The sequence below is a fragment of the Streptomyces sp. NBC_01306 genome (assembly GCF_026340465.1).
Classification (GTDB): Bacteria; Actinomycetota; Actinomycetes; order Streptomycetales; family Streptomycetaceae; genus Streptomyces.
In genome coordinates, this window is sequence record NZ_JAPEPC010000003.1 from 37,152 (window position 1) to 60,862 (window position 23,711).

The 23,711-nt window shown below is 67.7% G+C and carries 18 protein-coding genes and 1 pseudogene; 9 read left to right on the plus strand and 10 right to left on the minus strand.

Features of this window, described 5'->3' with window-relative positions; all coding sequences use genetic code 11:
- Nucleotides 1-23 precede the first annotated feature (23 nt).
- From OG385_RS35790 to ahcY, 8 genes and pseudogenes are all read left to right on the plus strand, one after another.
- On the plus strand, nt 24-1,022 hold the full coding sequence (locus OG385_RS35790) for a PLP-dependent cysteine synthase family protein (RefSeq protein WP_266861411.1): 999 nt from the start codon (nt 24-26) through the stop codon (nt 1,020-1,022).
- The gene (locus OG385_RS35795) at nt 1,022-2,032 is read left to right on the plus strand and encodes a DMT family transporter (RefSeq protein ID WP_266861409.1); all 1,011 of its coding nucleotides are present in this window, start codon (nt 1,022-1,024) and stop codon (nt 2,030-2,032) included. Before OG385_RS35790 ends, OG385_RS35795 begins: the two co-directional genes overlap by 1 nt.
- A 57-nt stretch (nt 2,033-2,089) precedes the next feature.
- A complete protein-coding gene (locus tag OG385_RS35800; RefSeq protein WP_266861407.1) occupies nt 2,090-2,737 on the plus strand; it encodes a class I SAM-dependent methyltransferase in 648 nt (215 codons plus the stop codon).
- 391 nt (nt 2,738-3,128) lie between these two features.
- The gene (gene metK, locus OG385_RS35805; protein ID WP_266861405.1) at nt 3,129-4,355 is read left to right on the plus strand and encodes a methionine adenosyltransferase; all 1,227 of its coding nucleotides are present in this window, start codon (nt 3,129-3,131) and stop codon (nt 4,353-4,355) included.
- 188 nt (nt 4,356-4,543) lie between these two features.
- Complete coding sequence (locus tag OG385_RS35810) at nt 4,544-5,527, plus strand: carbohydrate kinase family protein (RefSeq protein ID WP_266861403.1); 984 nt, start codon at nt 4,544-4,546, stop codon at nt 5,525-5,527.
- A complete protein-coding gene (locus tag OG385_RS35815; RefSeq protein WP_266861401.1) occupies nt 5,524-5,646 on the plus strand; it encodes a hypothetical protein in 123 nt (40 codons plus the stop codon). The genes OG385_RS35810 and OG385_RS35815 overlap by 4 nt, the downstream gene beginning before the upstream one ends.
- Complete coding sequence (metF, locus tag OG385_RS35820; RefSeq protein WP_266862202.1) at nt 5,643-6,515, plus strand: methylenetetrahydrofolate reductase [NAD(P)H]; 873 nt, start codon at nt 5,643-5,645, stop codon at nt 6,513-6,515. The genes OG385_RS35815 and metF overlap by 4 nt, the downstream gene beginning before the upstream one ends.
- A pseudogene (gene ahcY, locus OG385_RS35825) lies at nt 6,505-7,909 on the plus strand (adenosylhomocysteinase). The gene metF and the pseudogene ahcY overlap by 11 nt, the downstream one beginning before the upstream one ends.
- Before the next feature lie 254 nt (nt 7,910-8,163).
- Here ahcY and OG385_RS35830 read toward each other — a convergent pair.
- Together OG385_RS35830 and OG385_RS37490 are read right to left on the minus strand one after the other, a co-directional pair.
- Nucleotides 8,164-8,787 (minus strand): hypothetical protein, encoded by a 624-nt coding sequence (locus tag OG385_RS35830; protein ID WP_266862204.1) that lies wholly within the window; start codon nt 8,785-8,787, stop codon nt 8,164-8,166.
- A gap of 44 nt (nt 8,788-8,831) precedes the next feature.
- On the minus strand, nt 8,832-9,479 hold the full coding sequence (locus tag OG385_RS37490; protein ID WP_353963183.1) for a hypothetical protein: 648 nt from the start codon (nt 9,477-9,479) through the stop codon (nt 8,832-8,834).
- A 303-nt stretch (nt 9,480-9,782) separates the two neighbouring features.
- Between OG385_RS37490 and OG385_RS35835 the strand changes: the two genes are divergently transcribed.
- Nucleotides 9,783-11,174 carry an MFS transporter gene (locus OG385_RS35835; protein WP_266862205.1) on the plus strand — a complete coding sequence of 464 codons (1,392 nt, stop codon included), beginning with the start codon at nt 9,783-9,785 and terminating at the stop codon, nt 11,172-11,174.
- 330 nt (nt 11,175-11,504) lie between these two features.
- Here OG385_RS35835 and OG385_RS35840 read toward each other — a convergent pair whose 3' ends face one another.
- From OG385_RS35840 to OG385_RS35875, 8 genes are all read right to left on the minus strand, one after another.
- Nucleotides 11,505-11,963 (minus strand): hypothetical protein, encoded by a 459-nt coding sequence (locus OG385_RS35840; protein ID WP_266862206.1) that lies wholly within the window; start codon nt 11,961-11,963, stop codon nt 11,505-11,507.
- 521 nt (nt 11,964-12,484) lie between these two features.
- Nucleotides 12,485-13,024: a GNAT family N-acetyltransferase gene (locus OG385_RS35845; protein WP_266862208.1), complete on the minus strand. Its 540-nt coding sequence runs from the start codon at nt 13,022-13,024 to the stop codon at nt 12,485-12,487.
- Between the two features lie 402 nt (nt 13,025-13,426).
- Nucleotides 13,427-14,602, minus strand: a complete 1,176-nt coding sequence (locus tag OG385_RS35850; RefSeq protein ID WP_266862210.1) for an anhydro-N-acetylmuramic acid kinase — start codon at nt 14,600-14,602, stop codon at nt 13,427-13,429.
- 103 nt (nt 14,603-14,705) lie between these two features.
- The gene (locus OG385_RS35855) at nt 14,706-16,265 is read right to left on the minus strand and encodes a sodium:solute symporter (protein ID WP_266862212.1); all 1,560 of its coding nucleotides are present in this window, start codon (nt 16,263-16,265) and stop codon (nt 14,706-14,708) included.
- 602 nt (nt 16,266-16,867) lie between these two features.
- The gene (locus tag OG385_RS35860) at nt 16,868-19,921 is read right to left on the minus strand and encodes a glycoside hydrolase family 38 C-terminal domain-containing protein (RefSeq protein ID WP_266862214.1); all 3,054 of its coding nucleotides are present in this window, start codon (nt 19,919-19,921) and stop codon (nt 16,868-16,870) included.
- A gap of 75 nt (nt 19,922-19,996) precedes the next feature.
- Nucleotides 19,997-21,013 carry a LacI family DNA-binding transcriptional regulator gene (locus OG385_RS35865; protein WP_266862216.1) on the minus strand — a complete coding sequence of 339 codons (1,017 nt, stop codon included), beginning with the start codon at nt 21,011-21,013 and terminating at the stop codon, nt 19,997-19,999.
- Between the two features lie 55 nt (nt 21,014-21,068).
- A complete protein-coding gene (locus tag OG385_RS35870; protein ID WP_266862218.1) occupies nt 21,069-21,995 on the minus strand; it encodes an ROK family protein in 927 nt (308 codons plus the stop codon).
- Complete coding sequence (locus tag OG385_RS35875) at nt 21,992-23,704, minus strand: class I mannose-6-phosphate isomerase (RefSeq protein WP_266862219.1); 1,713 nt, start codon at nt 23,702-23,704, stop codon at nt 21,992-21,994. The genes OG385_RS35870 and OG385_RS35875 overlap by 4 nt, the downstream gene beginning before the upstream one ends.
- Nucleotides 23,705-23,711 lie beyond the last annotated feature (7 nt).

Sequence of the window (23,711 nt, forward strand, 5' to 3'; positions counted from 1 at the left end):
TCCCGCAGTACTAAGGAGCCGGCATGAATATCCAGTCGTTCATTGGCAAGACACCCCTCGTCGAACTGAACACCTTTGACGTTCCGGCCGATGTTCGGATATTCGCCAAAGTCGAATTCGTAAATCCGGGGGGCAGCATCAAAGACCGAATCGTCCGGTACATCATCGATGATGCCGAGCGTCGCGGTCTCCTCGGGCCGGGCGCAACAATCGTGGAGAACACCTCCGGGAATACCGGTGCAGCGATCGCGATGCTGGCGGCAACACGCGGATACCGTGCGATTCTGACCATGCCGGACAAGGTCAGCCAGGAAAAGCAGGACGCGCTGCGCGCAATGGGGGCCGAGGTGATTGTCTGCCCCACCTCCGCCCCGCCGGACTCGGCAAAGCACTATGTGACGTGCGCGAGGCGCATCCACGCCGAGACGCCGGGCTCGTTCATGCTCAATCAGTATGACAACCCGCTCAACGCGGAGGCGCATTTCCGTTCGACGGGCCCCGAGATCTGGGAGGCACTCGGACGGTCGGTGACGGCGTTCGTCGCATCAGGGAGTACAGGCGGCACCATCTCCGGAACTTCGCGGTTCCTGAAGCAGAAGAACCCGTCCGTGCGGTCTGTCCTCCTCGATCCGGCCGGTTCCATCTATCACCGCTACTTCCATGAGGGCGTTGTTGACCCTTCGCAGATCGCGCCGTATTTCGTCGAGGGCGCCGGCGAGGACCACCTGGCGAAATGCATGGACTTTTCCGTCGTCGATGACGTGATTCAGTTCACCGACGCCGAGGCCTTCGCCACGTGCCGGCACCTGGCAACGCGCGAGGGTCTCATCTGCGGCGGCACCTCGGGGGCGAATGTGTGGGGCGCGGTGCAAGTTGCCCGTTCGTTCACGAAACCGGCAACGATCGTCACCGTCCTGCCGGACAGCGGAAACAAGTACATCTCGAAGATCTACAACCCGGATTGGCTTATGCAGAACGGCTTTGATACCCGTCGGATTCACTCACCAGAACCGACCCTGTAATGGGAAGTACACGAAAAAATGTTGCCGCCGCGCTCACGGCCGCCCTGCTCTGGGCCTTCGCCTTCGTCGCTCCGGCCGCCGTCAAGCCCGCGAGTGAACTGCTCCTGGTCACCGGCCGGTACTCCTTGTTCGGCCTGTGCGGCCTCTACGTCCTGTGCAGAAACTGGAGCCAGCTCAGGCAGATGCCCGTCCGGCGGACCCTCTTCGGCCTCTACATCGGCTTCGTGGGGTACTTCGTCTTCTACATCTGTGTCTCGTACTCCGCCACAACGAGCGGCGGATTCATCACCGCAGTCGTCGTGGGATCGTCACCGATCACGATCGCGGTGGCCGGTAACTTCGCAGAAAAGCGCATGTCGTGGCGTGAGCTCGTCGCACCGGTCATCCTGATTCTCGTCGGTCTCACCCTCCTCAGTGTCTCGGATCTCCTTCAGGGGAAGCATTCAGGTGGCGCGAGCGACTCGCTCTTCGGGATAGGCCTGGCCATCATGGCCATGCTGACCTGGTCCTACTTCGTGGTTCGTAATGCCCAGTCGCAGCGGACCTGGGAGACGAAGCCGGACCCCACGATCTGGGCCGCTCTGGTGGCGATGGGAGCAGGCGGTGCCTCCATGGTGCTGCTGCCCTTCGCCATTGCCTCCACACCGGATGCGACATTCGATCCGTATCCGCTCTTCAAGATCATCGCGTGGTGCGTGTTCCTGGGCGTCATCGGATCCTGGTGGGGGACATACATCTGGGTGAAGGCGGCACAGGGCATCCCGGTACCACTGGTAGGACCGCTGCTCGCCACGGAGACGATTTTCGGCGCGATCCTGAGTCTGCCGATGGAACAGCGGATGCCTACCTGGACGGAGGTCGGCGGGGCCCTCTTCGTCCTCACCGGCATCGCCGTCTACATGGTGTTCGACGTGAAGAATTCACGGTCGAGCGGCACAGGGGACAGTGGGGACAGCGGGGGCACCGGGACCGAAAGATCGGACGCATCAGATGTGCCCGCAGTGACTTAGCGGGACAAGAAAAGAACGGTCATGATCGTTGGCTTATCCTGACAGGGAGTCAATTCCATGAGTAATTCCTTCGCGAACATCAAGCAGTCTCACGTGTTCTTCGACAATTCCTCTGGCCTGAAGAGCTACTACGAGGACTGGGCGACGCGGTACGACGTGGACCTGGCGGATCAGAAGTGGGTGGCGCCGCGGGTCGCGGCCAACTTCGTTCACCTGCTCGCCTCCGCCTACGGGAGGCCGGGAACAACCATTCTCGATGCCGGCTGTGGCACCGGCCTCGTCGGCAGTGTCCTGAGCACTCTGGGAAAGTACGTGATCGACGGCGTCGACCTGTCGGAGAACATGGCTGCCGAGGCCATCAAGACCAACGCCTACCGGAAGGTCTACGGCGGCGTGGACCTCTCGACACCGGTACGCGATGAGCGTCTGGACCAGTACGACATCGTCGTCAGCAGCGGCGTGTTCACCCTCGGCCATGTGCGCCCGACGGCGTTGCTCACGCTCATCGAATACGCCCGGCCCCATGGGCTGATCCTGGTGTCCACCCGCGGCAGCTATGCCACTGAAACAGGCTTTGAGGACTTCTCCCGCTCGAAGGAGGTCACCGAGCAGGCTTCCCTGGAATTCAAGCTGAAGGACGCCAACTACATCGCGGAAGAGGGAGCCGACTACTGGGTCTTCCGTAAGACAGGACCGGCGCAGTAGCGATGCAGTAACAGCGCAGTAGTAGTGCAGTGGCAGTAAAGGGCACGAACCGCTGATTCTGCTCGGGGCGGCCTGCTGCCGAGGCCCTTCCGGCAACGCGCGACGCATGCGGTACGCGACATAACACCGCCCGCGCGGCCGCCCCGGACCGGCCCGGCGTCAGGAACGCGCGAACCCCTGGTGGCACCGGGACAACGAAAGTCCAGCCCCGCCCACCAGGGGCCCGCACGCCGACCGGTGACACGCGTGCCGCTGTACTCGGATGACGCCGCGACCAGAACACCACGAGACGTATATACGAAGGGCGCACCCCGCAACTCCGCACCCGCGCAACCCCGTACCAACTCCGCACCCACCAGCCCGTGTCCGCCCACCACTGTCCTGGAGTGTCATGTCCCGCAGCCTGTTCACCTCGGAATCAGTGACCGAGGGACATCCCGACAAGATCGCCGACCAGATCAGTGACACCATCCTCGACGCACTCCTGCGTCACGACCCCGCATCGCGCGTCGCGATCGAAACCCTGATCACCACCGGTCAGGTCCACATCGCGGGCGAGGCGACGACCTCCGCCTACGTCGACATCCCCACTCTGGTGAGGGAGAAGATCCTCGACATCGGCTACGACTCCTCGGCCAAGGGCTTCGACGGCGCCTCCTGCGGCGTGTCGGTATCGATCGGCGCGCAGTCCCCGGACATCGCCCAGGGCGTCGACACAGCGTACGAGTCCAGGCTCAAGGGCGCCGCCGGCGGCGGGGAGACCGACGAGCTGAACCAGCAGGGAGCAGGCGACCAGGGCCTGATGTTCGGCTACGCGGCCACCGAGACCCCCACCCTGATGCCGCTGCCGATCGAGCTGGCGCACCGCCTCTCACGCCGTCTGACCGAAGTCCGGAAGGACGGGACCGTCCCCTACCTGCGCCCCGACGGAAAGACCCAGGTCACCATCGAGTACCTGGGCAGCCGGCCGGTCCGCCTGGACACCGTCGTCGTTTCCTCGCAGCACGCGAGTGACATCGACCTGGACAGCCTGCTCACCCCCGACATCCGGGTGCACGTCGTCGAACACGTCCTGGCACAACTCGCCGACGACGGAATCAAGTTGGACACCGAGGACTACCGGCTGCTGGTGAACCCGACCGGCCGTTTCGAGATCGGTGGCCCGATGGGTGACGCGGGTCTGACCGGTCGCAAGATCATCATCGATACGTACGGGGGGATGGCCCGGCACGGCGGTGGCGCGTTCTCCGGCAAGGACCCGTCGAAGGTGGACCGTTCGGCGGCGTACGCGATGCGCTGGGTGGCCAAGAACGTCGTCGCGGCCGGTCTGGCGGAGCGCTGCGAGGTGCAGGTCGCGTACGCCATCGGCAAGGCCGAACCGGTCGGCCTGTTCGTCGAGACCTTCGGCACCCACACGGTCGCTGTCGGGAAGATCGAGAATGCCGTCAGTGAGGTCTTCGACCTGCGTCCGGCCGCGATCATCCGTGACCTGGACCTGCTGCGCCCGATCTACGCCGAGACCGCCGCCTACGGCCATTTCGGACGCGAACTGGCGGACTTCACCTGGGAGCGCACCGACCGCGCCGACGCTCTGCGCAAGGCAGCGGCAGCGGGCTGACAGCAGAGCGCCCGGAGCGAGCCCCGGCGGCAGGAGTGCCAGGGCTTGCCCGGGCACTCCCGCCGCCGGGGCGCGGCCTTTCCCATGGCCGCGCACCGCACCGCGCACCGCTTCCCTGCGTGGCGCCGCCACCCGAGCCGTTCCGCCCGCCCAACCCCGCCCTCATCAGGTCCAAGGAGTGCTTTTCCGTGCGTATCGCCGTGACCGGATCGATAGCTACCGACCATCTGATGGTGTTCCCCGGACGCTTCGCCGAGCAGCTGATCAAAGAGCAACTGGAGCGGGTATCCCTGTCGTTCCTCGCCGATCGGCTGGAGGTACGCAGAGGTGGCGTCGCCGCCAATATCGCCTTCGGTCTCGGCTTGTTCGGTCTCGACCCCATCCTGGTCGGCGCCGCGGGCATCGACTTCGCTGAATACGATGCCTGGCTACGGGCGAACGGCGTCGACACCACCGCAGTCCAGGTGAGCGACCACCTGCACACCGCCCGCTTCGTGTGCACCACTGATGAGGACCAGAACCAGATCGCCACCTTCTACGCCGGTGCCATGGCCGAGGCCTCCCGGATCGATCTGGCCGCGATCGCGGAACGCACCGGGGCGCCCGCACTCGTCCTGGTCGGCGCCGACGACCCCGCCGCCATGCTGCGCCACACCGCCACCGCCCACCGTCTGACCATCCCCGTTGCCGCCGACCCCTCCCAGCAGCTCGCCCGTCTCGACCGTAATCAGGCCCGACAACTCGTCGACGGGGCGCGGTGGCTGTTCACCAATGAGTACGAGGCCGCCCTGCTGCTCGAACGCACCGGATGGACCGAGGAACACCTCCTGGGCCGGGTCGGTACCTGGATCACCACACGGGGCGAGGCCGGGGTGTCACTGGCCGGCTCGGATACGCCCACTCTGCGGATACCGGCCGTACTCACCGACGAGATCGCCGACCCCACAGGGGCGGGAGACGCCTTCCGGTCCGGCTTCCTCGCCGGCACCGCATGGAACTGGCCGCAGGAACAGGCGGCCCGGCTCGGCTGCGCCCTGGCCACCACCGTGCTGGAATCGGTCGGCACCCAGGAGTACAAGCTGTCCCCGTCGGATCTGATCACCCGCATCGACCAGACGTACGGCAGCGACGCCGCCCGTGCCCTTGAGGCGCAGCTGGCGCGCGTGTCATGAGCGTGGCCCGGCGCCGACGGACAGACGCCCTGCGCCAGGCACCGGCCGTCGTCGTCGTCCACCACCACCCCGAAGCCTCCTACGTCAACGAGGGCCGGGCAGCCAGGGGCGAACAGTGAGGCGGACGACAGCACCGACGTTCTCGTTCGAGTTCTTCCCGCCGAAGACAGCTGCCGGCGAGACGACCCTCTGGGAGGCAATCCGGCGTGTCGAGGTGCTCGGCCCGGACTTCGTCTCCGTCACGTATGGGGCGGGTGGCTCCTCCCGGGACCGTACCGTCGCCGTGACCAAGCGGATCGCGGCCGAGACGACGCTGCGCCCGGTCGCGCACCTGACCGCGGTCGGGCACTCGGTGGCCGAACTGCGGCGCATCATCGGCAGGTACGCCGACGCCGGAGTGCGCGACGTACTTGTGCTGCGCGGCGATCCGCCCGGCGACCCGACAGGGTGGTGGGTGCCGCACCCGGACGGCTTCACGCACGCGTATCAACTGGTCGAACTGGTGCGGTCCCTGGGGGATTTCACCATCGGCGTCGCGGCGTTCCCGGAGCGGCATCCGCGTTCGCCCGACTGGGACAGCGACATCGGTCACTTCGTGGCCAAGTGCCGGGCCGGGGCGGACTACGCCATCACCCAGATGTTCTTCGACGTGGAGACCTATCTGAGGTTCCGCGATCGTGTCGCCGCGGCCGGTTGCTCGACACCGGTCATCCCGGAGATCATGCCGGCCACCGATGTACGCCAGATCCGCCGCTTCGTGGAACTCTCCGGCGCCGCGTTCCCCGAAGATCTGGCGCACCGCCTCGAAGCTGCCCGCGGGCGGCCCGGCGATGCGTACCGGATCGGGGTTGACCATGCCACGGCTATGGCGGACCGGTTGCTTGTCGAGGGTGCGCCGGGTTTGCACTACATCACGCTCAACCGTTCGACGGCGGCCGTCGACATTCATCGCAATGTTCTGTCTTCAAGGAGCTTTCATGTCCGCTGAGTTCACCGATTTCAAGGTTGCTGATCTGTCGCTGGCCGCGTTCGGCCGTAAGGAGATCACGCTGGCCGAGCATGAGATGCCGGGTCTGATGTCGATCCGTGCGGAGTATGCGCAGGCCCGGCCGCTGGCGGGTGCGCGGATCACCGGGTCCCTGCATATGACGGTGCAGACGGCTGTGCTGATCGAGACGCTGGTGGCTCTGGGCGCGCAGGTGCGGTGGGTCTCCTGCAACATCTTCTCCACCCAGGATCACGCGGCGGCGGCGATTGCTGCCGCGGAGATTCCGGTGTTCGCGTGGAAGGGCGAGAGCCTGGAGGAGTACTGGTGGTGCACGGAGCAGGCACTGACCTGGCCGGACACACCTACCGGCGGCCCGAACATGATCCTCGACGACGGCGGGGATGCCACCCTCCTGGTCCACAAGGGCGTCGAGTACCAGAAAACAGGTGAACTCCCCGAGGCCGCGAACGACGAACTCGCCGTCGTACGAGCACTGTTGGAGCGCAGTACGCTCGACTGGACGAAGATCGCGTCCGAGATCCGGGGGGTGACGGAGGAGACCACGACCGGTGTGCACCGGTTGTACGAGATGCACCGCGACGGCACGCTGCTGTTCCCGGCGATCAACGTCAATGATGCCGTCACCAAGTCGAAGTTCGACAACAAGTACGGCTGCCGACACTCGCTGATCGACGGTATCAACCGTGCCACCGATGTCCTGATCGGTGGAAAGGTCGCGGTGGTCTGCGGTTACGGCGACGTGGGCAAGGGCTGCGCGGAGTCGCTGCGCGGCCAGGGTGCCCGGGTGATCATCACCGAGATCGACCCGATCTGTGCCTTGCAGGCGGCGATGGACGGCTTCCAGGTCTCGACCCTGGACGACGTCGTGTCGATCGCGGACATTTTCGTGACCACGACGGGCAACAAGGACATCATCATGGCCGCCGACATGGCCAGGATGAAGCACCAGGCGATCGTGGGGAACATCGGCCACTTCGACAACGAGATCGACATGGCCGGCCTGGCCAGGATCCCCGGCGTCGTGCGGGACGAGGTCAAGCCGCAGGTCCACACCTGGACGTTCGGCGACGGCAAGGTGCTGATCGTGCTGTCGGAGGGGCGTCTGCTGAACCTGGGCAATGCGACGGGTCACCCCTCGTTCGTGATGTCCAACTCGCTTCGCGGACCAGACGCTGGCCCAGATCGAGCTGTTCACCAAGCCCGCCGAGTACCCGACCGACGTGTATGTGCTGCCCAAGCACCTGGACGAGAAGGTCGCCCGCCTCCACCTCGACGCCCTCGGCGTCAAGCTCACTACGCTCCGCCCGGAGCAGGCCGCCTACATCGGTGTCGAGGTCGAGGGCCCGTACAAGCCGGACCACTACCGCTACTGAACGGACCGGACAGGCCGACCCTGCGCGCCAGGCGCGGGGGCGGCCGTCCAGCTCGCGAAGGTCCAGCGCCACGTCTCTGCCCATCAACCCGGCGTCCACGACGGCCTCACCTTCGCCCAGCCCGTGGGCGTGAGCCTGTGGTGTCAGCAACAACATGACCCGGGCAATGGCCGTTCTGTTCGGCTCCGGGGAGTCCGGACAGATCCTCCAGCGACCCGACGCCAACGACCCTCACCGGCATCGCGACATAACTGTCAGACCGCGGTTGCCTTGCTGTCGTCCGTGGCCTCAGCGCCGGCGGGTGCGGTCTGGTAGTAGACGGAGCGCCCCTGCTTGGAGCGCTCGATGACGCCACGTGCGACGCCCTGCTCCAGTGTGTTGCGCACGACGGTCACCTGCACACCGCGCTGAGGGTGGGCCTCGGCCACACCGGCGGCGATTTCGGTGGACGACTTCGGCTCGCTCTGGCCGGCGAGGTAGGCGCCGATCAGCTCGATCCAGGACGGCCCGCCCGCACGCTGCGCGGTAGCAGCCTTTGTGGTGCGGGTCTTCCCGCGGGTCGACGGCTCTGCCGCGCTCTTCGACGAGCGCCCCGTCTTCGGGGTCTTCTTGGCTGCCGCTTCACTCTTGGGGATGCGAGCCGCGGGTACCTTGGCCGTCTTCCTGACGGACTTGCCGGTCGGCTTGGAGGAGATACCGAGAACGCCCTGCATCTCTACGAGGACCCGCCCGCTTTCCTCCAGCTGCACCAACTCGTCCTGCAACCGGGCCAGTTCGTCACGAACCCGGTCCTGCTCACTTTGATTGGCCGCGAGGTCATCGGCGACTTTCTGCGCGTACTCGGCCTTCACACCGGTCGCTGCGTTTGCCTTCGTCATGAATACCTCTTCTTCGTTGTGTCTGAACGGGTGTGGTGTGGATGCTACTCATACCTTCGAAGAAGGTTCTTCAGTGGTACTGGTCGAACGCAGGCGCACCCGACTGTGTTCGACCAGGTTGAACGGATTTCGAAGTGGCACCGGGAGTGCCATGGCGTGCGGGCGGTACGGACGAACCTGCCCGCACATGGGGCAGGCACGGGCTTCACAGGTTCAGGGCGTGGCTGGTCCCAGTTGAACTGGTGGCGCAGGAAGTGGACCAGGATCGTGGCATTGTCCGTTGTTGCCGATGACCCCCATACGGGGAGTGCACCCGTCGAGGCATTCCAGCAGATGGATCCACCGTCCAACTGCTGCCGCTTGTCCCCACTGTCCGGATTGGTCGGCCCGTAGGTGAGCGGGAAACCTGAGAGGGGACCGGTCGGGCCGAGGTTGTTGCACTTGGCGAGGATGTCTTCGCCGGCCTGGTGTCCGCAGCTCGACCCTCTGTTGTCGCGTCCGTGGCTGCGGGTACGGACTGGATGCCACGGAAAGCAGCGAGAGCCGCGAGGCCGGTGAAGACCGCCTTGAGCGCGGGAAGTTTCCATGAAGAGGAAGGAGCCGTTGTGGCCATCGTCGTCGGCCGCTCCGGAGCTGTCCCAGCGGGCACAGCGGTCACACGGGCACAGCGAGACCGGACGCACAGGCGGCATGAAAGAGCAGGGCAGTGGGCAGGTGCACGTCCACGCATTCGCCCGCACGGTCGGGAACGACCCGGTTGCACGACGGGCGGTGGACCAGCTTGGAGCGAGCTGCACCGTGATGCATACCGACGTGTTCGCGCGGTGGACTCACAGCCGTACCAGGGCAAGCCCGCAAAGCCGCGGGCCCCGGCAAGCACACCGTGTGCCGCCATCGTGTCGTGACACCCGGTCACCTGTGGTGCAACGACTGCCGCAGCCGACCGATCCGCCCGTGACCACCGGAACAACCGAAGAGCACGAAAGGCCCCGCCCATGAGCACAGCCGCCGCGATACCGCCGACAACCGCCGGACCCAGTCATCACACCCGCCGCTTCCTACGGCGCCTGACCGTCGCCACAGGCGGCGGAATGTTCGTCGACGGCTTCGTCTTCGCCTCAGTGGCGTCCGCCCTCGCCGGCAGCGCGATGGCTCGCGACATCGGCGTCACCTCGACATGGAACTCACTGATCTCCTCCTCGACACTGATCGGCACGTTCTTCGGCGGTCTGCTGCTCGGCTACGTCACCGACCGGCTGGGCCGGCGCCCGATGTTCACAATCGACCTCTCGGTCTTCCTGGCATCTGCCCTGCTGATGCTGTTCGTCACTTCCCCCTGGATGGTTTTCGCGCTCGGACTCGTCATGGGTCTCGCCGTAGGGGCTGACTACTCGATCGGTTCTCCGCTCCTCGCCGAATTCGCACCCAGTGAGAAACGTGGCCACTACCTGGGGATCCTCGAAATCCTCTGGAACGTCGGCTACGTGGTCGCCTACCTCCTCGGCTACATCATCAACACCACATGGCCGGGAGCCTGGCACATCACCCTGGCCGCCAGCGCCGTCCCCGCAGTCTTCTGCCTCCTGATCCGCCACGGCCTGCCCGAATCACCACGCTGGCTGATTTCCAAAGGCCGAAGGGACGAGGCCGTGGCCGTCATCGAGCGCGACCTCGGAACCACCCTGGACAGCGAGGACTTCAACTCCGAAGAGACCGAACAGACGCGCTACCGCGAGTTGTTCTCAGCCGCATACCTGCGCCGCACCGTGTTCGTATGCACCTTCTGGATCTGCATCGTGCTGCCCTACTTCGCACTTACGTTCTTCCAGCCGACCGTCCTGCGCGCCATCGGCCTGGGCGGCAACGCCCTGGTCGGCGCGCTGATCGGGACCATCGTCGCCCTGACAGGCGCGGCCACCGGCTGGTGGCTCGTCGACCGCGTCGGCCGCCGCACGATCCTTGTCTGGCCGATGTTCGGCTGCGCACTCGCCTTGTTCCTGGTGAGCCTGGGCCATGTGCTCCCGGTGTGGCTGGCCACCGTGTGCTTCTTCGGGTACCTGTTTTCGTACGGGATCATGAGCATCCTCCCCGGCATCTACCCCGACGAGGTCTTCCCCACCTCGATCCGCACCTCCGGAGTCGGCCTGGCCTCCGCCGCCAGCCGCATCGGCGCGGCGATCGGCACATTCCTGCTCCCGGTCTCCCTGGATCACCTCGGCCTGAGCTGGTCCATGATCTTCATGGCAGCGGTCTCGCTCATCGGCGGCATCACGGCCCTGATGTGGGCACCGGAAACGAACGGCCTCCAACTCACCGCCACAGGACATCGTGAGGCAGACACGGGCGGCTGGTGGTCGACCAAACCGGCCCTCGTACAGGACAGCTGAGCACACCCGTACCGAGGCCGCCCGGAACACCCCCTGCTCCTCAAACCGGGCCGAGTTCTGTGACTCCGGGATGAGATGCTCCCGATGAAGTCAAGCCGAGCAGCTCCTGATCGAACTGCCGGACGCGGGAGATGAAGACACTCGTGTCGCGGCCGATCGGTACAGGGGGGTGTGATGCACGGAGATCTGGTGCGGTCCCAGCAGAACGAGGCGGGGCCGCACTCCGGCCTCTGTCACCCAGGGACCGCAATGCCGGTGACGGTACGGCGCCCCGGCCGCGACAGCCGCCGACTGCGCTTCCCCTGGCCAGCCATTGGGTGCGCCGGCAGCTCAACGGGGCCTAAGCGCTGTCCCGTAATCCCACGAGGCTGAGGGTCGTGCCGTGTCCGGGTCGGCGCCGATGGCACCGGCCGAGCGAAGCGAACGCCCGAGGTCTCCGGTGAGGATGCGGGGGTGGCGCCGCCACCACCACAGGTCGGGGCCGGGCAGCCTGTGGAAGTGTTCGAGTGCCTGGCCGTCGTCGTCGATGGTCGAGGCCTTGTACCGCGCGTCCAAGGCTTTGATCCGCGGGGTCCAGAGCTGGACGACGTGTTCGTCCAGCAGGAGCCACGCCTCGTGAAGCCAGTTTCGGCAGTAGAGGTCGTTGGTGTACTCGTAGATGTCGTCGCCGTAGCCGTGCTCGATGGCGCTCACCAGGGCGGCCCATGCGTTCACCCTTTCAGCGACCGTGAACGGCGTCCTCCAGCCGCGCTGGTGCAGCAGCTCTCCCACCTCGGTTTCAGTAGCCACGGGCGTGAGGCTCTCATGCCGAATCCGTCCGGGCGACCGAGATGTGTCCCGTCAGAGGCCGGCGGCCTCGCACCATGATCAAGATGAGACGATCTCGCCGTGGCCGGAGTGATCACGGCGTCGGAGCCGACCGGGCCCTCCTGGTCGCGGCCTACTGACGCACGAACCTGACTGGCCGCGGTGACCACGGTCCAGATCCCCGCCATGGTTCGCGATGCATGCATCTGTTTTCCGATCGCCGTTGGCCGGTGCGCCGGCTCGTGGAGCACATCGGTTCCAAGGGCTTCGCCGAGCTGAAGTCGGCCGGGATGAACGGCACGTACCTCGCTGATCTTCTCTGCATCAAGTCGGCCTTCGCTGTTGCCCGACGAACGCTTGCCCTGGCGGGAGTTGGAGTGCCCGGGCCGCTACCTGTTCAACATCAAAGCCAGCGGCCCCGAACAGGGTCTGCGCGCCTTCCGGGACCCGGACGCCGTCGAAGAAGGCGAAGGCTGGCGGTCGGCGCACCATATCTTCGGAGCTCAAGCGGGCGGCGTGACCGGGGGCCGCAGGCCGAACCACTGCTCGGCGTCCCAGGCATGGAACCGCTCCACCTCGGTGAATCCCAGCTTGGCCGCGAGGCGCATCGAGCCGAGGTTGGCGGTCTGGGTGGCAAGTACCACCGGCTCGCCGGGAAGGACGCCGTCGAACCAGTCGAGCGCCGCCGCGCACGCCTCGGCGGCGTACCCGAATCCCCACGCCCGCGGTAGGAACATGTAGCCGAGATCGGCCTTTCCCGCGGCAGCCGGGCGATGGTGCCCCGGTGCTCTCCTGAGCAGGATCTGCCCGATCATCGCCCCGTCGAGTTCCACGACGAAACTCCCGGGCCACCGCTCGGGTATTTCGGGCAGTTCGCGCTCCAGCTCGTCATACCGCCGGGGGCCGCCGAGGTAGGTGTGCACCGCTGGCGATGCCAGCAGTTCGATGAACGACGCACGGTCCCGGGCCTCGGACTCGCGGAGCACGAGCCGCTCGGTCTTGATCGGGGCAGGTGGCCAGGTGACGGATTTGAGTTCAGTCATGGCGGGCAATCTATCGCCTGCCCGCAAACGCGTGCGGTTCTCTTCCTCAGGCAGCCCATCCGTGGGTGGGGTAGGGCGAGCTGCGGCTCTGCTTGGGGGCTCTTGATTTCGGGTTTCGTGACTGCTCGGTAGGCGTTATGTCCATTTCTGAATGATCTGGTGTCACCCGTCCGTGGGCGCCGAGTCGTTCGGACCCGATTCGCATGTCGTGTGAATGATGGGGTCGGGGCATGGGAACCGCGGCGGGCGCTACGTCTTCGGATCCGGCGCTGCGGTCGACAAGCTACTCGGCTCCTCCCAGGAGCAGTTGGAGACCGCCCAGGGGCGAACGAGGCCGTGGCCGGGTCGTGTCCTGTGGTTCCAGGATGAGATGACCCCGGACCCGATGGAGTCGAGCGGCGGTCAGTGGGTGGTGTGGGTGATGCGCAGCAGGTGAGGCGCTTGTGCGGCTGGTTCGGGCAGTCGCAGCGGCTGTCGGCCGGGGGTGATGCTGCCCAGCAGCGTCGCCCGGCGAGCGCCGGTGCCCGAGGGGAGGGTGCCGGGCAGACCGTTGGCTGTGAGGAAGCCAAGTACGGCGAAGGCCAGGGCCTCCTTGGCGTCGGACGGCAGGCCCAGGTCGTCGCTGAGCCGTACCGGAACGCCGGACAGTTCCTCGGCGATCATGCGCATCAGTACCGGGTTGCGGGTACCGCCGCCGGAGACGACGAGGCCGGTGACGTTGTAGGCGCGGCAGGGCTCGGCCACCGTGACGGCGGTGAGCTTCGTCAGGGTTGCCAGCACGTCGTCGGCGGGTGTGGGCACCGCGTCCAGGGCCCGCTGCAGGTAGGGGAGGTGGAAGTGTTCCTTGCCGGTGCTCTTCGGGGCGGGCCTGCGGTAGTAGGGGTCGTCCAGGAGCACGCGGAGCAGCTCGGGGCTGGTCCGACCGGCGGCTGCCCTGCATCCGTCCTCGTCAAAGGCGGCGGCGCCGTCGGTGAAGAGTCGCACGGCCGCGTCCAGCAGTGCGTTGGCGGGCCCGGTGTCGAAGGCCAGCGGCTCGGCGCCGGGTACGAGGACGGTGACGTTGGCGATGCCGCCGAGGTTCAGCGCTGCGGGTGTGCCGGGCAGGGCGCGCAGCAGCAATGTGTCGGTCATGCCCACCAGAGGGGCTCCCTGACCGCCCGCGGCCACGTCCCTGCTGCGGAGGTCGGAGACGACCGGGAGCCCGGTGGCCTCGGCGATCCAGGCGGGCTGGCCGAGTTGGAGTGTGCCGCGGACGGCGCCGTCCTCGACCCAGTGGTGCATGGTCTGGCCGTGCGAGACCACGAGGTCCGCGGCGCCGTCGCACAGCTCTCCCAGAGCACGCCCGGCTGCGTCGGCGAAGGCTCGGCCGATGCCGGTGTCCAGGGCGCAAATGGTCTGCGTGGTCGTGGCAGCCGGCGGCAGGGTGGCGGCGATCAGGTCCCGCAGGTCGTCCGGGTAGGGGACGGAGAGGTGGCCCAGCGGACGTAGGAGCAGGGTGTCGCCGTCCAGACGGAGGTCGGCGGCGGCAGCCTCGATGGCGTCGTACGAGGTGCCTGACATCAAGCCGATCACACGCATGGTTTCTCCTGGTCTGCGGTCTGCCACTCGGGCGGGATGAGCTGCAGTTGGGGCATGGTTGTCCCAAGGGGCTGTTGGACGCGAAGGGCAGGTAGGTGCTCCGTCATTCCCTGGCCGCGGGGGCCTCGACGCGGTCGGTACGGGGCTCTGGAGCGTCGTCCGCGCCGGTCTCGGGGGAGCGGTGGAACAGGCTCATGACAGCGCCGACGGCCAGCGTGACCACCACGCCCGCCGGCACCAGCCATTGGGCGGCGAGTGCTGTCGGGACGGTGGCTCCGGCCACGGTGACGTCGATCTTCACACCGCGCACGAGGTACGTCATCACGCCGATCGTCACCAGGAATGCCACGACGGAGTCGGTCTCGTTTGCCCGCCGGACAATCCGGCCGAGCAGGAACGCACCGAGCAGCGCGCCGTAGGTGTAGCCGGCGATCGTCAGACCGGTGAGGTAGACGTTGCCCGTGCTGGTGCTGAACGCGCAGGCGAAGACCGCCATCAGCGCCGCCCACACCAGTGTCATCACCCGGGCGAGCTTGAGCAGGAACTCCTCGGAGGGAGCGCTGCGGAAGAAGCTGTGGATGATGTCGGCGACCGTCGAGTTCGACATGGAGTTCAGCGCCGCGGACAGCGAGCCCATGGCTGCGCCGATGATGCCGGCCACGAGGAGACCCGAGATCACCACGGGCAGTCCGTGCAGGATGAAGCTCGGGTAGAGGTTGTCGGAGCTGCTCAGGCCGAGCTCCTGGAAGCTCTTGCCCTTGTTGTAGGACCACAGCAGAGCGCCGACGAGGGAGAAGGCGGCGAACTGGACGGTGACGAAGACACCGGAGGCGATCATGGCTTTCTGGCCGTCGCGCAGCGAGCGGGTGGCCAGGATGCGCTGAACGATCAGTTGGTCGGAGCCGTGGCTGGCCATCGCGAAGATGGCGCCGCCGATGATCGCGGTCGGCAGGGCGAACGGGCTCGTGAGGATGTGTGCCAGGTCGAAGTTGGTGTCAATGAGCTTGAAGTGGCCCGTGTGCAGGGCGCGTGAGAGGCCGTCGCCCCCGACGTGTGCGGACAGCACGGCGATGGCGAGGATGGCGCCGCCCAGGTACAGGCCCATCTGGATGGTGTCGGTCCAGATGACCGCCTTGATGCCGCCGAGGTAGGTGTAGACGACGGTGATCACCGTGAGCACGATGATGATGGTGCGGAAGCCCGTGTGCATGCCGAGCTCGTCGAGCAGTAGTTTGATCGGGATCGCGGAGGCGAAGAGCCGGACGCCCTCGGCGAGGAGCCGGGTGAAGACGAAGGTCACCGAGGCGAGGCCCTGCAGTTTCAGTCCGAAGCGGCTTCCCAGGTACTGGTAGGCGCTGACGAAGCCGCCCCGTTTGTACAGGGGGATGAGCACCGTGGCCACGACAACCCGGCCGATCACGTAGCCGAGGGCCAGTTCGACGTTGCCGAAGCCCTGCCCGCTGTACGCGCCGCCGGGCACGCTGATGACGGTGAGCACGCTGGTCTCGGTGGCCACCACGGAGAACGAAACGGTCCACCACGGCATATGGCTGTCGCCGACGAAGTAGTCCTTCGCCGTTCTCTGCCGACCTGCCAGGCGCAGTCCGATCACGGAGATCGCCACCAGGTAGATGACGATCACCACGAGGTCGAGTTGGCGCACACTCACTCCTAGGTGGGGGCCTGCTATGTCACCGGCAGGCTGGGGTCGGTGGGGAGGCTGTCGTTACGCAGTGCGCGGACGGATGGGGGTTCGCGGGGGCGTCGAGGTCCGGCGCCGGCAGGCGAGCGCCGCCCAGCGGATCCCGGTGCAGCGAGTGTCGGAAGACAGGGCTCCGTGTGTCAATGAATAACTTGAGGAATTTCGGTACGTAAATCTTTGACGCACCATCGAGGGGCGGCTGACCTGCCATCCCGCCGCTCAGGAGGAACGGTCCATGGCCCGCCAGGAACCACAGTGCACATCGGCCCGATCGGGAGAGGACACCTCATCGGCCGACACCCTGGCGCGTATCCGCGCGACGCTGCCGTCCCTGGCGCCTTCGGAACGGCGCGTGTCCGAGGCTGTCCCCGGCTGATCCCGCGCAGGCCTCGGAGCTGTCCATCGGCGTGCTCGGTGAGCGGGCCGACACCTCGGTGACGACGGTCATGCGTTTCTGCCGGACCCTGGGGATCAGCAGCTGCGCCTCGCGCCGGCGGTAGCCGCCGCCCGTGAGCGCGCCCGACTGCGTGTCCGGCGGTGTCGCCCAGTGCTCCTTCGATACTTCAGTCCGCCGGGGTCAGACGGATCGTCAGGATCTGGAAGGGCCGCAGTGACAGGGCCACCTCGGTGTCTGCACAGGCCAGGGTGGGTTCGTCGCCGAGAGGACGCTCCAGCAGGTCCGTGATCCGCGCCGCGGCGAGGGGGAAGCCTGCCGAGAGCGTGGTTCGCGCCCGCCCGCCCGCCGACTCGTAGAGACGGACGACCACATCCCCCGAGCGGTCGTCGGCGAGCTTGACCGCCTCGATGACGACACTCCCACCGTCGACCCGCAGGAGCGGGTCGACGGCCGACCGGCCGGGCACGGCACGCTCGGGCAGATTGAAGTGGTAACCCTCACGGACCGCGTCCTGGAGATCCGCGCCGAGTACGAGTGCGTACCGCAGGCGGTGCTCGCCCCGGTCGGAGTCCGGGTCGGGGAAGAGCGGGGCGCGCAGCAGCGAGATCCGCGCCGTGGTGGTGGTTCCGCCGTCGGGGCGCACGTCCCGTGTGACGTCGTGGCCGTAACTGGAATCGTTGACCAAGGCCGCGCCCCAACCAGGTTCCGCGAGGTGCAGATAGCGGTGGGCGCAGATCTCGAACCGTGCGCTGTCCCAGCTGGTGTTGGTGTGCGTGGGCCGCCGGACATGGCCGAAGGGGATCTCGGCGCTGGACTCCGCCGCCCGGATGTCGAGCGGGAAGGCCACCTTCAGGATCTTCTCGCACTCGCGCCAGTCGATGACGGTGTCGACGTCGAGACGGCGGCTGCCCTCGATGAGGGTGAACACCTGGGTGATGCGGGAGGCATTGACGCTCCGTACGACCCGGATGCCGTCTGCTGTCGCGGCGACCTCGTCCGCCTCGGTCAGATCGCGGACGGTGTTGCGGTAGAACTCGTCGATGTCCCAGGCGTCCCACTGGTTGGGGAAGTCCTGGTGGAGCTGGAGCAGATTGCCGACCGTACCCGGAGCGAGCGCCTCACGTCCGGCCGTCAGATCGCGGGCGGAGGTGACCAGACCGCGGGCGTCGACGGCGATCCGTACGAGCCCGTTGTCCAGGACGAGACCACCGTCCGGCCCGGCCTGTGGGGCGACGGGGCGGGCCGGACACCGGCGAGGTGCCCCGCCGAGTGCAGGGACGCCGTCACGGGCATGTGGTGCGGCGTTGAAGACGATCTCGCCCGCACCTTCTTCCTGACCGTCCGCGAGGGCGCGCTGAGCCGTGTCGATGACCACGCCGAGTTCCCTGGCGACCTCCGCGTACGTCTCCTCGGCCTCGCGGTGCACCCAGGCGATGGATGAGCCGGGCAGGATGTCGTGGAACTGATGGAGCAGCACCGTCTTCCACACCCGGTCCAGCAGTTCGTACGGGTAGGGCTCTCCGGTGCGCTGTGTTGCCGTCGCCGACCACAACTCGGCTTCGCGCAGCAGGTGTTCACTTCGCCGGTTGCCCTGCTTGGTGGCGAGCTGGCTGGTCAGCGTGCCGCGGTGCAGCTCCAGGTAGAGCTCGCCGACCCAGACGGGCGCGTCGGCGTACTCCGCCTCGGCCTTGGTGAAGAACTCGGAGGGGCCCTCCATCTCCAGGCGGGCCGAGCCCTCCAGATTCTCCAGACGCTGCGCCCGGGCCAGCATCTCGCGGGTGGGGCCGCCGCCACCGTCCCCGTAACCGAAGGGCACGAGAGACCGGTTGGCGGCTCCCTTGTCGCGGAAGTTCCGTTCGGTGTGAGCGATGTCGGCGCCGGAGAGGTCGCCGTTGTAGGAGTCGACGGGCGGGAAGTGGCTGAAGATCCGGGTGCCGTCGATGCCCTCCCACCAGAAGGTGTGGTGCGGGAAGGCGTTGGTGGTGTTCCAGGAGATCTTCTGGGTGAGGAACCACTTGATGCCGGCGAGCTTCATCAGCTGGGGCAGGGCCGCGTTGTAGCCGAAGGTGTCCGGCAGCCACATGTCCTCGGTCTCGACCCCGAACTCATCGAGGTAGAAACGCTTCCCGTGGACGAACTGCCGGACCAGGGACTCCCCGCCGGAGAGATTGGTGTCGGGTTCGATCCACAGGCTGCCGGTCGGCAGGAACTGGCCGCTCTTCACCTTCTCCCGCACGCGGTCGAACACCTCGGGCCGCTGCTCCTTCAGCCAGGCGAGTTGCTGTGCCTGTGACATCACGAAACGGAAACCCGGATGGTCGTCCATCAGCGCGGTGACATTGGAAACGGTGCGTGCGGCCTTGCGCACGGTTTCCCGTACGGGCCACAGCCAGGCGGTGTCGATGTGCGCGTGGCCGACGGCGGAGATGCGGTGGGCCCCGGCATGCGCGGGCGAAGCGAGCGCGGGGGCGAGGACCTCACGCGCCGCGGCGGCCGTACCACTGATGTCCTGGAGATCGACGGCGTCCAGGGCCCGGTCCACCGCGTGCACCAATTGCCAGCGCCTGGTGGAGTCCTCGGCCAGCTGGTGCATCAGGCCCGAGATGACGTCCAGGTCCTGTACGAGTTCCCAGACGGGGGCGTCGAAGACGGCGAGGTCCATCCGGTTCAGCCGGTACAGCGGCTCGCCGGGCGCCTCGCCGCCGCGCAGCCAGGGGGCGAGCCCTCCGGACCTGGTGGGGACGAAGGGGTCGCCTTCGCCGCCGGAGTCGAAGATCACCGGATTGGCCGCGGCCTCGATGAAGTACGTGAACTCCTCTCCGCCGACGGCTCGTTCGGCGATCGCGAGCCAGGTGTTACGGGGGTTCAGCGCCTTCACCGGGGTGCCGTCCGCGCGGTGGACGAGACCCTCCGCGGAGAAGCCGGGCTGGGTTGTGCCGAAGCCGAGGTCGAGGACGGCCTCGACACGCTGCCCCGCCCATTCGGCGGGGACGGTGCCGCTGATCCGGAACCAGCTGGTGGACCAGGCAGGGCCCCACAGCGCGCCGGTGCGGACCGGCTCGTACTGAGCATGGAGCCCTTCGGACACGGGTACGGGTTCGCCGGTGACGTTCCATATCGCTACGTCGAGAGGGGCACTGCGGTCGTGAACGGCGGGCCGCAACCGCTGGTTGAGCACACGGTCGAGTCGGCGTTCGGTGACGGTGCGGTCGTGGTGCATGGATGCTCCGTGAGGAATGCCGGGGGCGGAAGAGGGCAAGCCGGTGCCGCGGAAGAGAGCGGCACGAGGCTCGGGTCAGTGCGTCCCGTAGCGGATGACGTGGGTGGGGACGACAGTTCTGCGCGCGGGGATCGGCTCCGCGGACGAGTGGTTGATCCGGTCGATGAGCATCTGGCCGGCCCGGCGGCCGATCTCGTCGGCGTCGTACGACACGATCGTCAGGGGCAGCCCGAGGACGTCCGCCAGGTCGAAGTCGTCAAAGCCGGCCAGGGCCACCGAGGTACCGAGGGCGCGCACCGCGCGGATGGCCCCCTGGGTGAGGCGGTTGTTGGTGCAGAAGAGTGCGGTCGGGGCGTCAGGTGCCTGCAGGAGGGAACGTGCGGCGCTTTCGGCGGTGGCCATGTCGGTCAGTCCGCGCCGCACATGGTTCTCGTCCGGTTCTATCCCGGCCGCTTCGTGGGCGGCCCAGTATCCACGGAACCGCTCGGCGCCGGTGTAGAGCGCGGGCGGGTTGCCGAGGAATCCGATCCGGCGGTGGCCGTCGGTGATGAGCTGCCCGGTGGCCTGTTCGGCTCCTCCGAAGTCGTCGACCAGGACACAGTCGGCATCCATACCGGCCGGGGGGCGGGAGGCCAGGACGATGGGCATGCCCCGCAGGGCTGCGGGCGCCAGGTGGCGGTGACTGCTGCCCGCGGGTACGACGATCACGCCGTCGACCTGACGGGACGCCAGGTCCTCCACGAGTCCCCTTTCGCGGTCGGCCTGTTCGGCTGTGTTGCTGAGAAGAACTCGCAGCCCGTGCTCGGACGCCACCTCCTGCACACCGAGCGCCAGGCGGGAGTAGAACGGGTTGGCGAGGTTGGTGACGACCAGTCCGATCATCCCGCTGCCACCCAGACGAAGGCTGCGTGCCGTCTCGTTGCGCCGGTAGCCCAGTGCCTCGACAGCGGCCAGGACACGTTCCCGGGTGGTGCCGCTGACCCGGGCGTCGTCCTTGAGCACCCGGGAGACGGTCATGGCGCTCACTCCCGCGCGGGCGGCGACATCGCGCATCGTCGGCGCACCGGCGTCGCTCGCTCGGTGCTGCGCCATGGGCTTGCCTCCTGCGGAGTCGTCGTACGGCCGGGGGATCAAGGACGCCGTCATTCTAGGTCCCTGCGTACGTGGCACCGCTTGACCCGTGCGGGGCCCAGTGGGCGGCGCCGATCAGCGGGGCGTCAGCGGGACGCAGGGCGGTGGCGAGCGGTGGCGCCGTCCCGGGTGTGGCCGCCTGGAGACCTGCTCGGATGGCAGGTCCGACGAGGTCCCAGGAGCCGGTCATCGACCCGCCGACGACCACCAGACTTGCTCCGAACCGCTCGCACCACGGCGCCAGGGCCCGGCCCAGGGCGCCGAAGCAGTGACGGATAGTCCGCTGCGCGTACGGATCGCTGTCGCGAGCCAGTACGGCGATGTCGTGCACGTCCGGTGCACGGCCCTCGTGCGCCCCTCCTGCGAGGTCCGTGTAGTAACTGCGGATCGCCCTGCGGGAGACGACCTCCTCCAGGGGGAGCCCGCCGACGGTGAGCCGGTGTGCCCTCCCCTCCGGCGGGACGTCGGGGCCCCCGCCGACCGGCTGTCCGCCGTCCAGGAACGAGGAGCCGACCCCGGTGCCGAGCGTGATACACACGGCCCTTTCGTGGCCGGCCGCCGCGCCGGCCCGGTACTCGCCCACAGCGAAGGCGTCGGCATCGTTGATGAAACTGATGCCGCGCGGGCGCCCCGGGAGCCGTCTCAGGAGTTCGGCGCGCACGTCCACACCGTGCAGTGACTCGAACTTGCCGATGCCCCGGAAGTGGCCGACTCCGGCGGCGTAGTCGAAGGGGCCAGGTATGGCCACACCCCAGTGGGCCCCTTCGCACACATCGGCACGGTCCGCGGCGCCGGCGATCGCGTCAAGCAGTTCCCCGGCCGCGGCATCGGCGGCGACCGGATGCCGTACGACCGAGCGAGGGACGGGCAGCCCGGCGTCGGTGTCGATGACGGCCGCCGTCACATGCGTACCCCCGACCTCCAGGACCGGAATGTGGCTCATGCCTGCGTCACCAGCGACTTCACGACGTGCACCGGGCGATCGCCCACCGCCTGGAGCCGGTAGGCGCCGACGGCGGCGGGCACCGTGAGGGTCTCCGCGAACGCCAGGTCGTGGCGGCGCCCGTCCGCGGTCTCCACCACGACGCCATCACCGGCCGATACGTTGAGGATGTGGAAGCGTCCCGCGGTGTCGTCCTCGGCCGCCGCCGGTCCCTCGATCACGAAACGGTGCACGGCGTAGAACATCTCCGGCAGCGCGCCAATGACCTCCTCGCGCCAGCCTCGCCCCTCCCGCAGGGTGCGCGGCTGCTGCACCAGGTCCTTGGCCACGTCGTCCCCGCGCCGCGCGGTGTCGAGATTGGCGAACGCGTGCTCGTGGGAGAGGGGCCTGGGAGCGCCGGAGATCCCCTTGCGCAACCAGTCGTAGAAGCGCAGGGAGTAGAGGTACGGGGTGGCGCTGATCTCAAGCACGAGATTGCCCTCACCTGACGCGTGCGGGGTCCCGGCCGGGATCATGAAGAGCTGGCCGGGTTCCGCCGGGTGCTTCTGCACATGGTTCTCCACGCGCAGCGGAACACCGTCCGTGGCCGCCGCTTCGACCTCCTTGCGCATGACCTCCACATCGGTACTGTCCCGCAGCCCGAGGTAGACCTGCGCACCGGGTTCGCCGGCGGTCACGTAGTACGTCTCGTGCTGGGTGTAGGGCCAGCCGAACGTCTCCCGCATGTACGGCTCCTGCGGGTGGAGATGCAGAGAGAGATTGCCGCCGCCGACGGTGTCGAGGTAATCGAAGCGGATGGGGAAGGACGTGCCGAAGCGGCGGTGGACCTCGGGGCCGAGGAATTCCCGGGGGTGGAGCTCGCAGAGGAGCTGGAAGGGGAGCTCGACCTGAGCGGCCTCGTCCTGCCCGACCAGGACGCCGGCTTCGGGGGCGATGAGTTCGTAGCCGAGAGCGGTATTGCCGTTCTGCGGTACGAAACCGAGCTCGCGCACGCCCCACTGGCCGCCCCACGGCGTGGAGTTGAAGTAGGGCCTGGTGCGCACGGGCCCGGTGGCGAGCTCGGCGAGGGTGGCCCGAACCGCGGCGCCGTCCAGCGACGCGGGGTCCTGCTCGTTCTGCAGGTCGATCCAGCGGTCGATCCGGTGGGCCAGGGCGTCGCGGTGACGGTCGCAGACCGGCCAGTCGGTGTAGAAGAGGCTTCGCAGCTCCCCGGGCACGTCCGGGCGCCCAAGATTGGCGGCGAGGGGCAACTCTCCCCGGGTGATGGCCTGTTCGGCATACCGCTTGGGCAGATCGGCCCACCACAGCAGGTCGGGTCCGCAGAGGGCCGCGCCAGGCCCGAAGACGAGCAGCACGCCGTCGTGCGGACGCTCCTGGGCGGGGGGCGTCTCGAACAGATCGCTCATGGAGAACCCGGCGAGCGGCAGGAAGAACGGGTCGGCGTCCGGGCCGGGCACGCAGAGCCGCTCGACGGCCGTCGCGGACCAGAGCCGGCGAATGTCGAGCACGGCGACCTCGGTGCCCCGGGACCGCAGGGCAGCGGCGAGGCCGTCGGCGGCCGCCGACCAGTCCAGGGCGGCGGGCCCGTCGAGTGCGAGCACGGTGGGGGCGGTGGGCACGTTCGCGACCGCTGCAGCCCAGCCGGTGACGACGGTGCCACCGTTGGGGGAGTATCGCGGGTCGCGTTCATAAGGGCGGGGCTGGTGCACAGGTGCT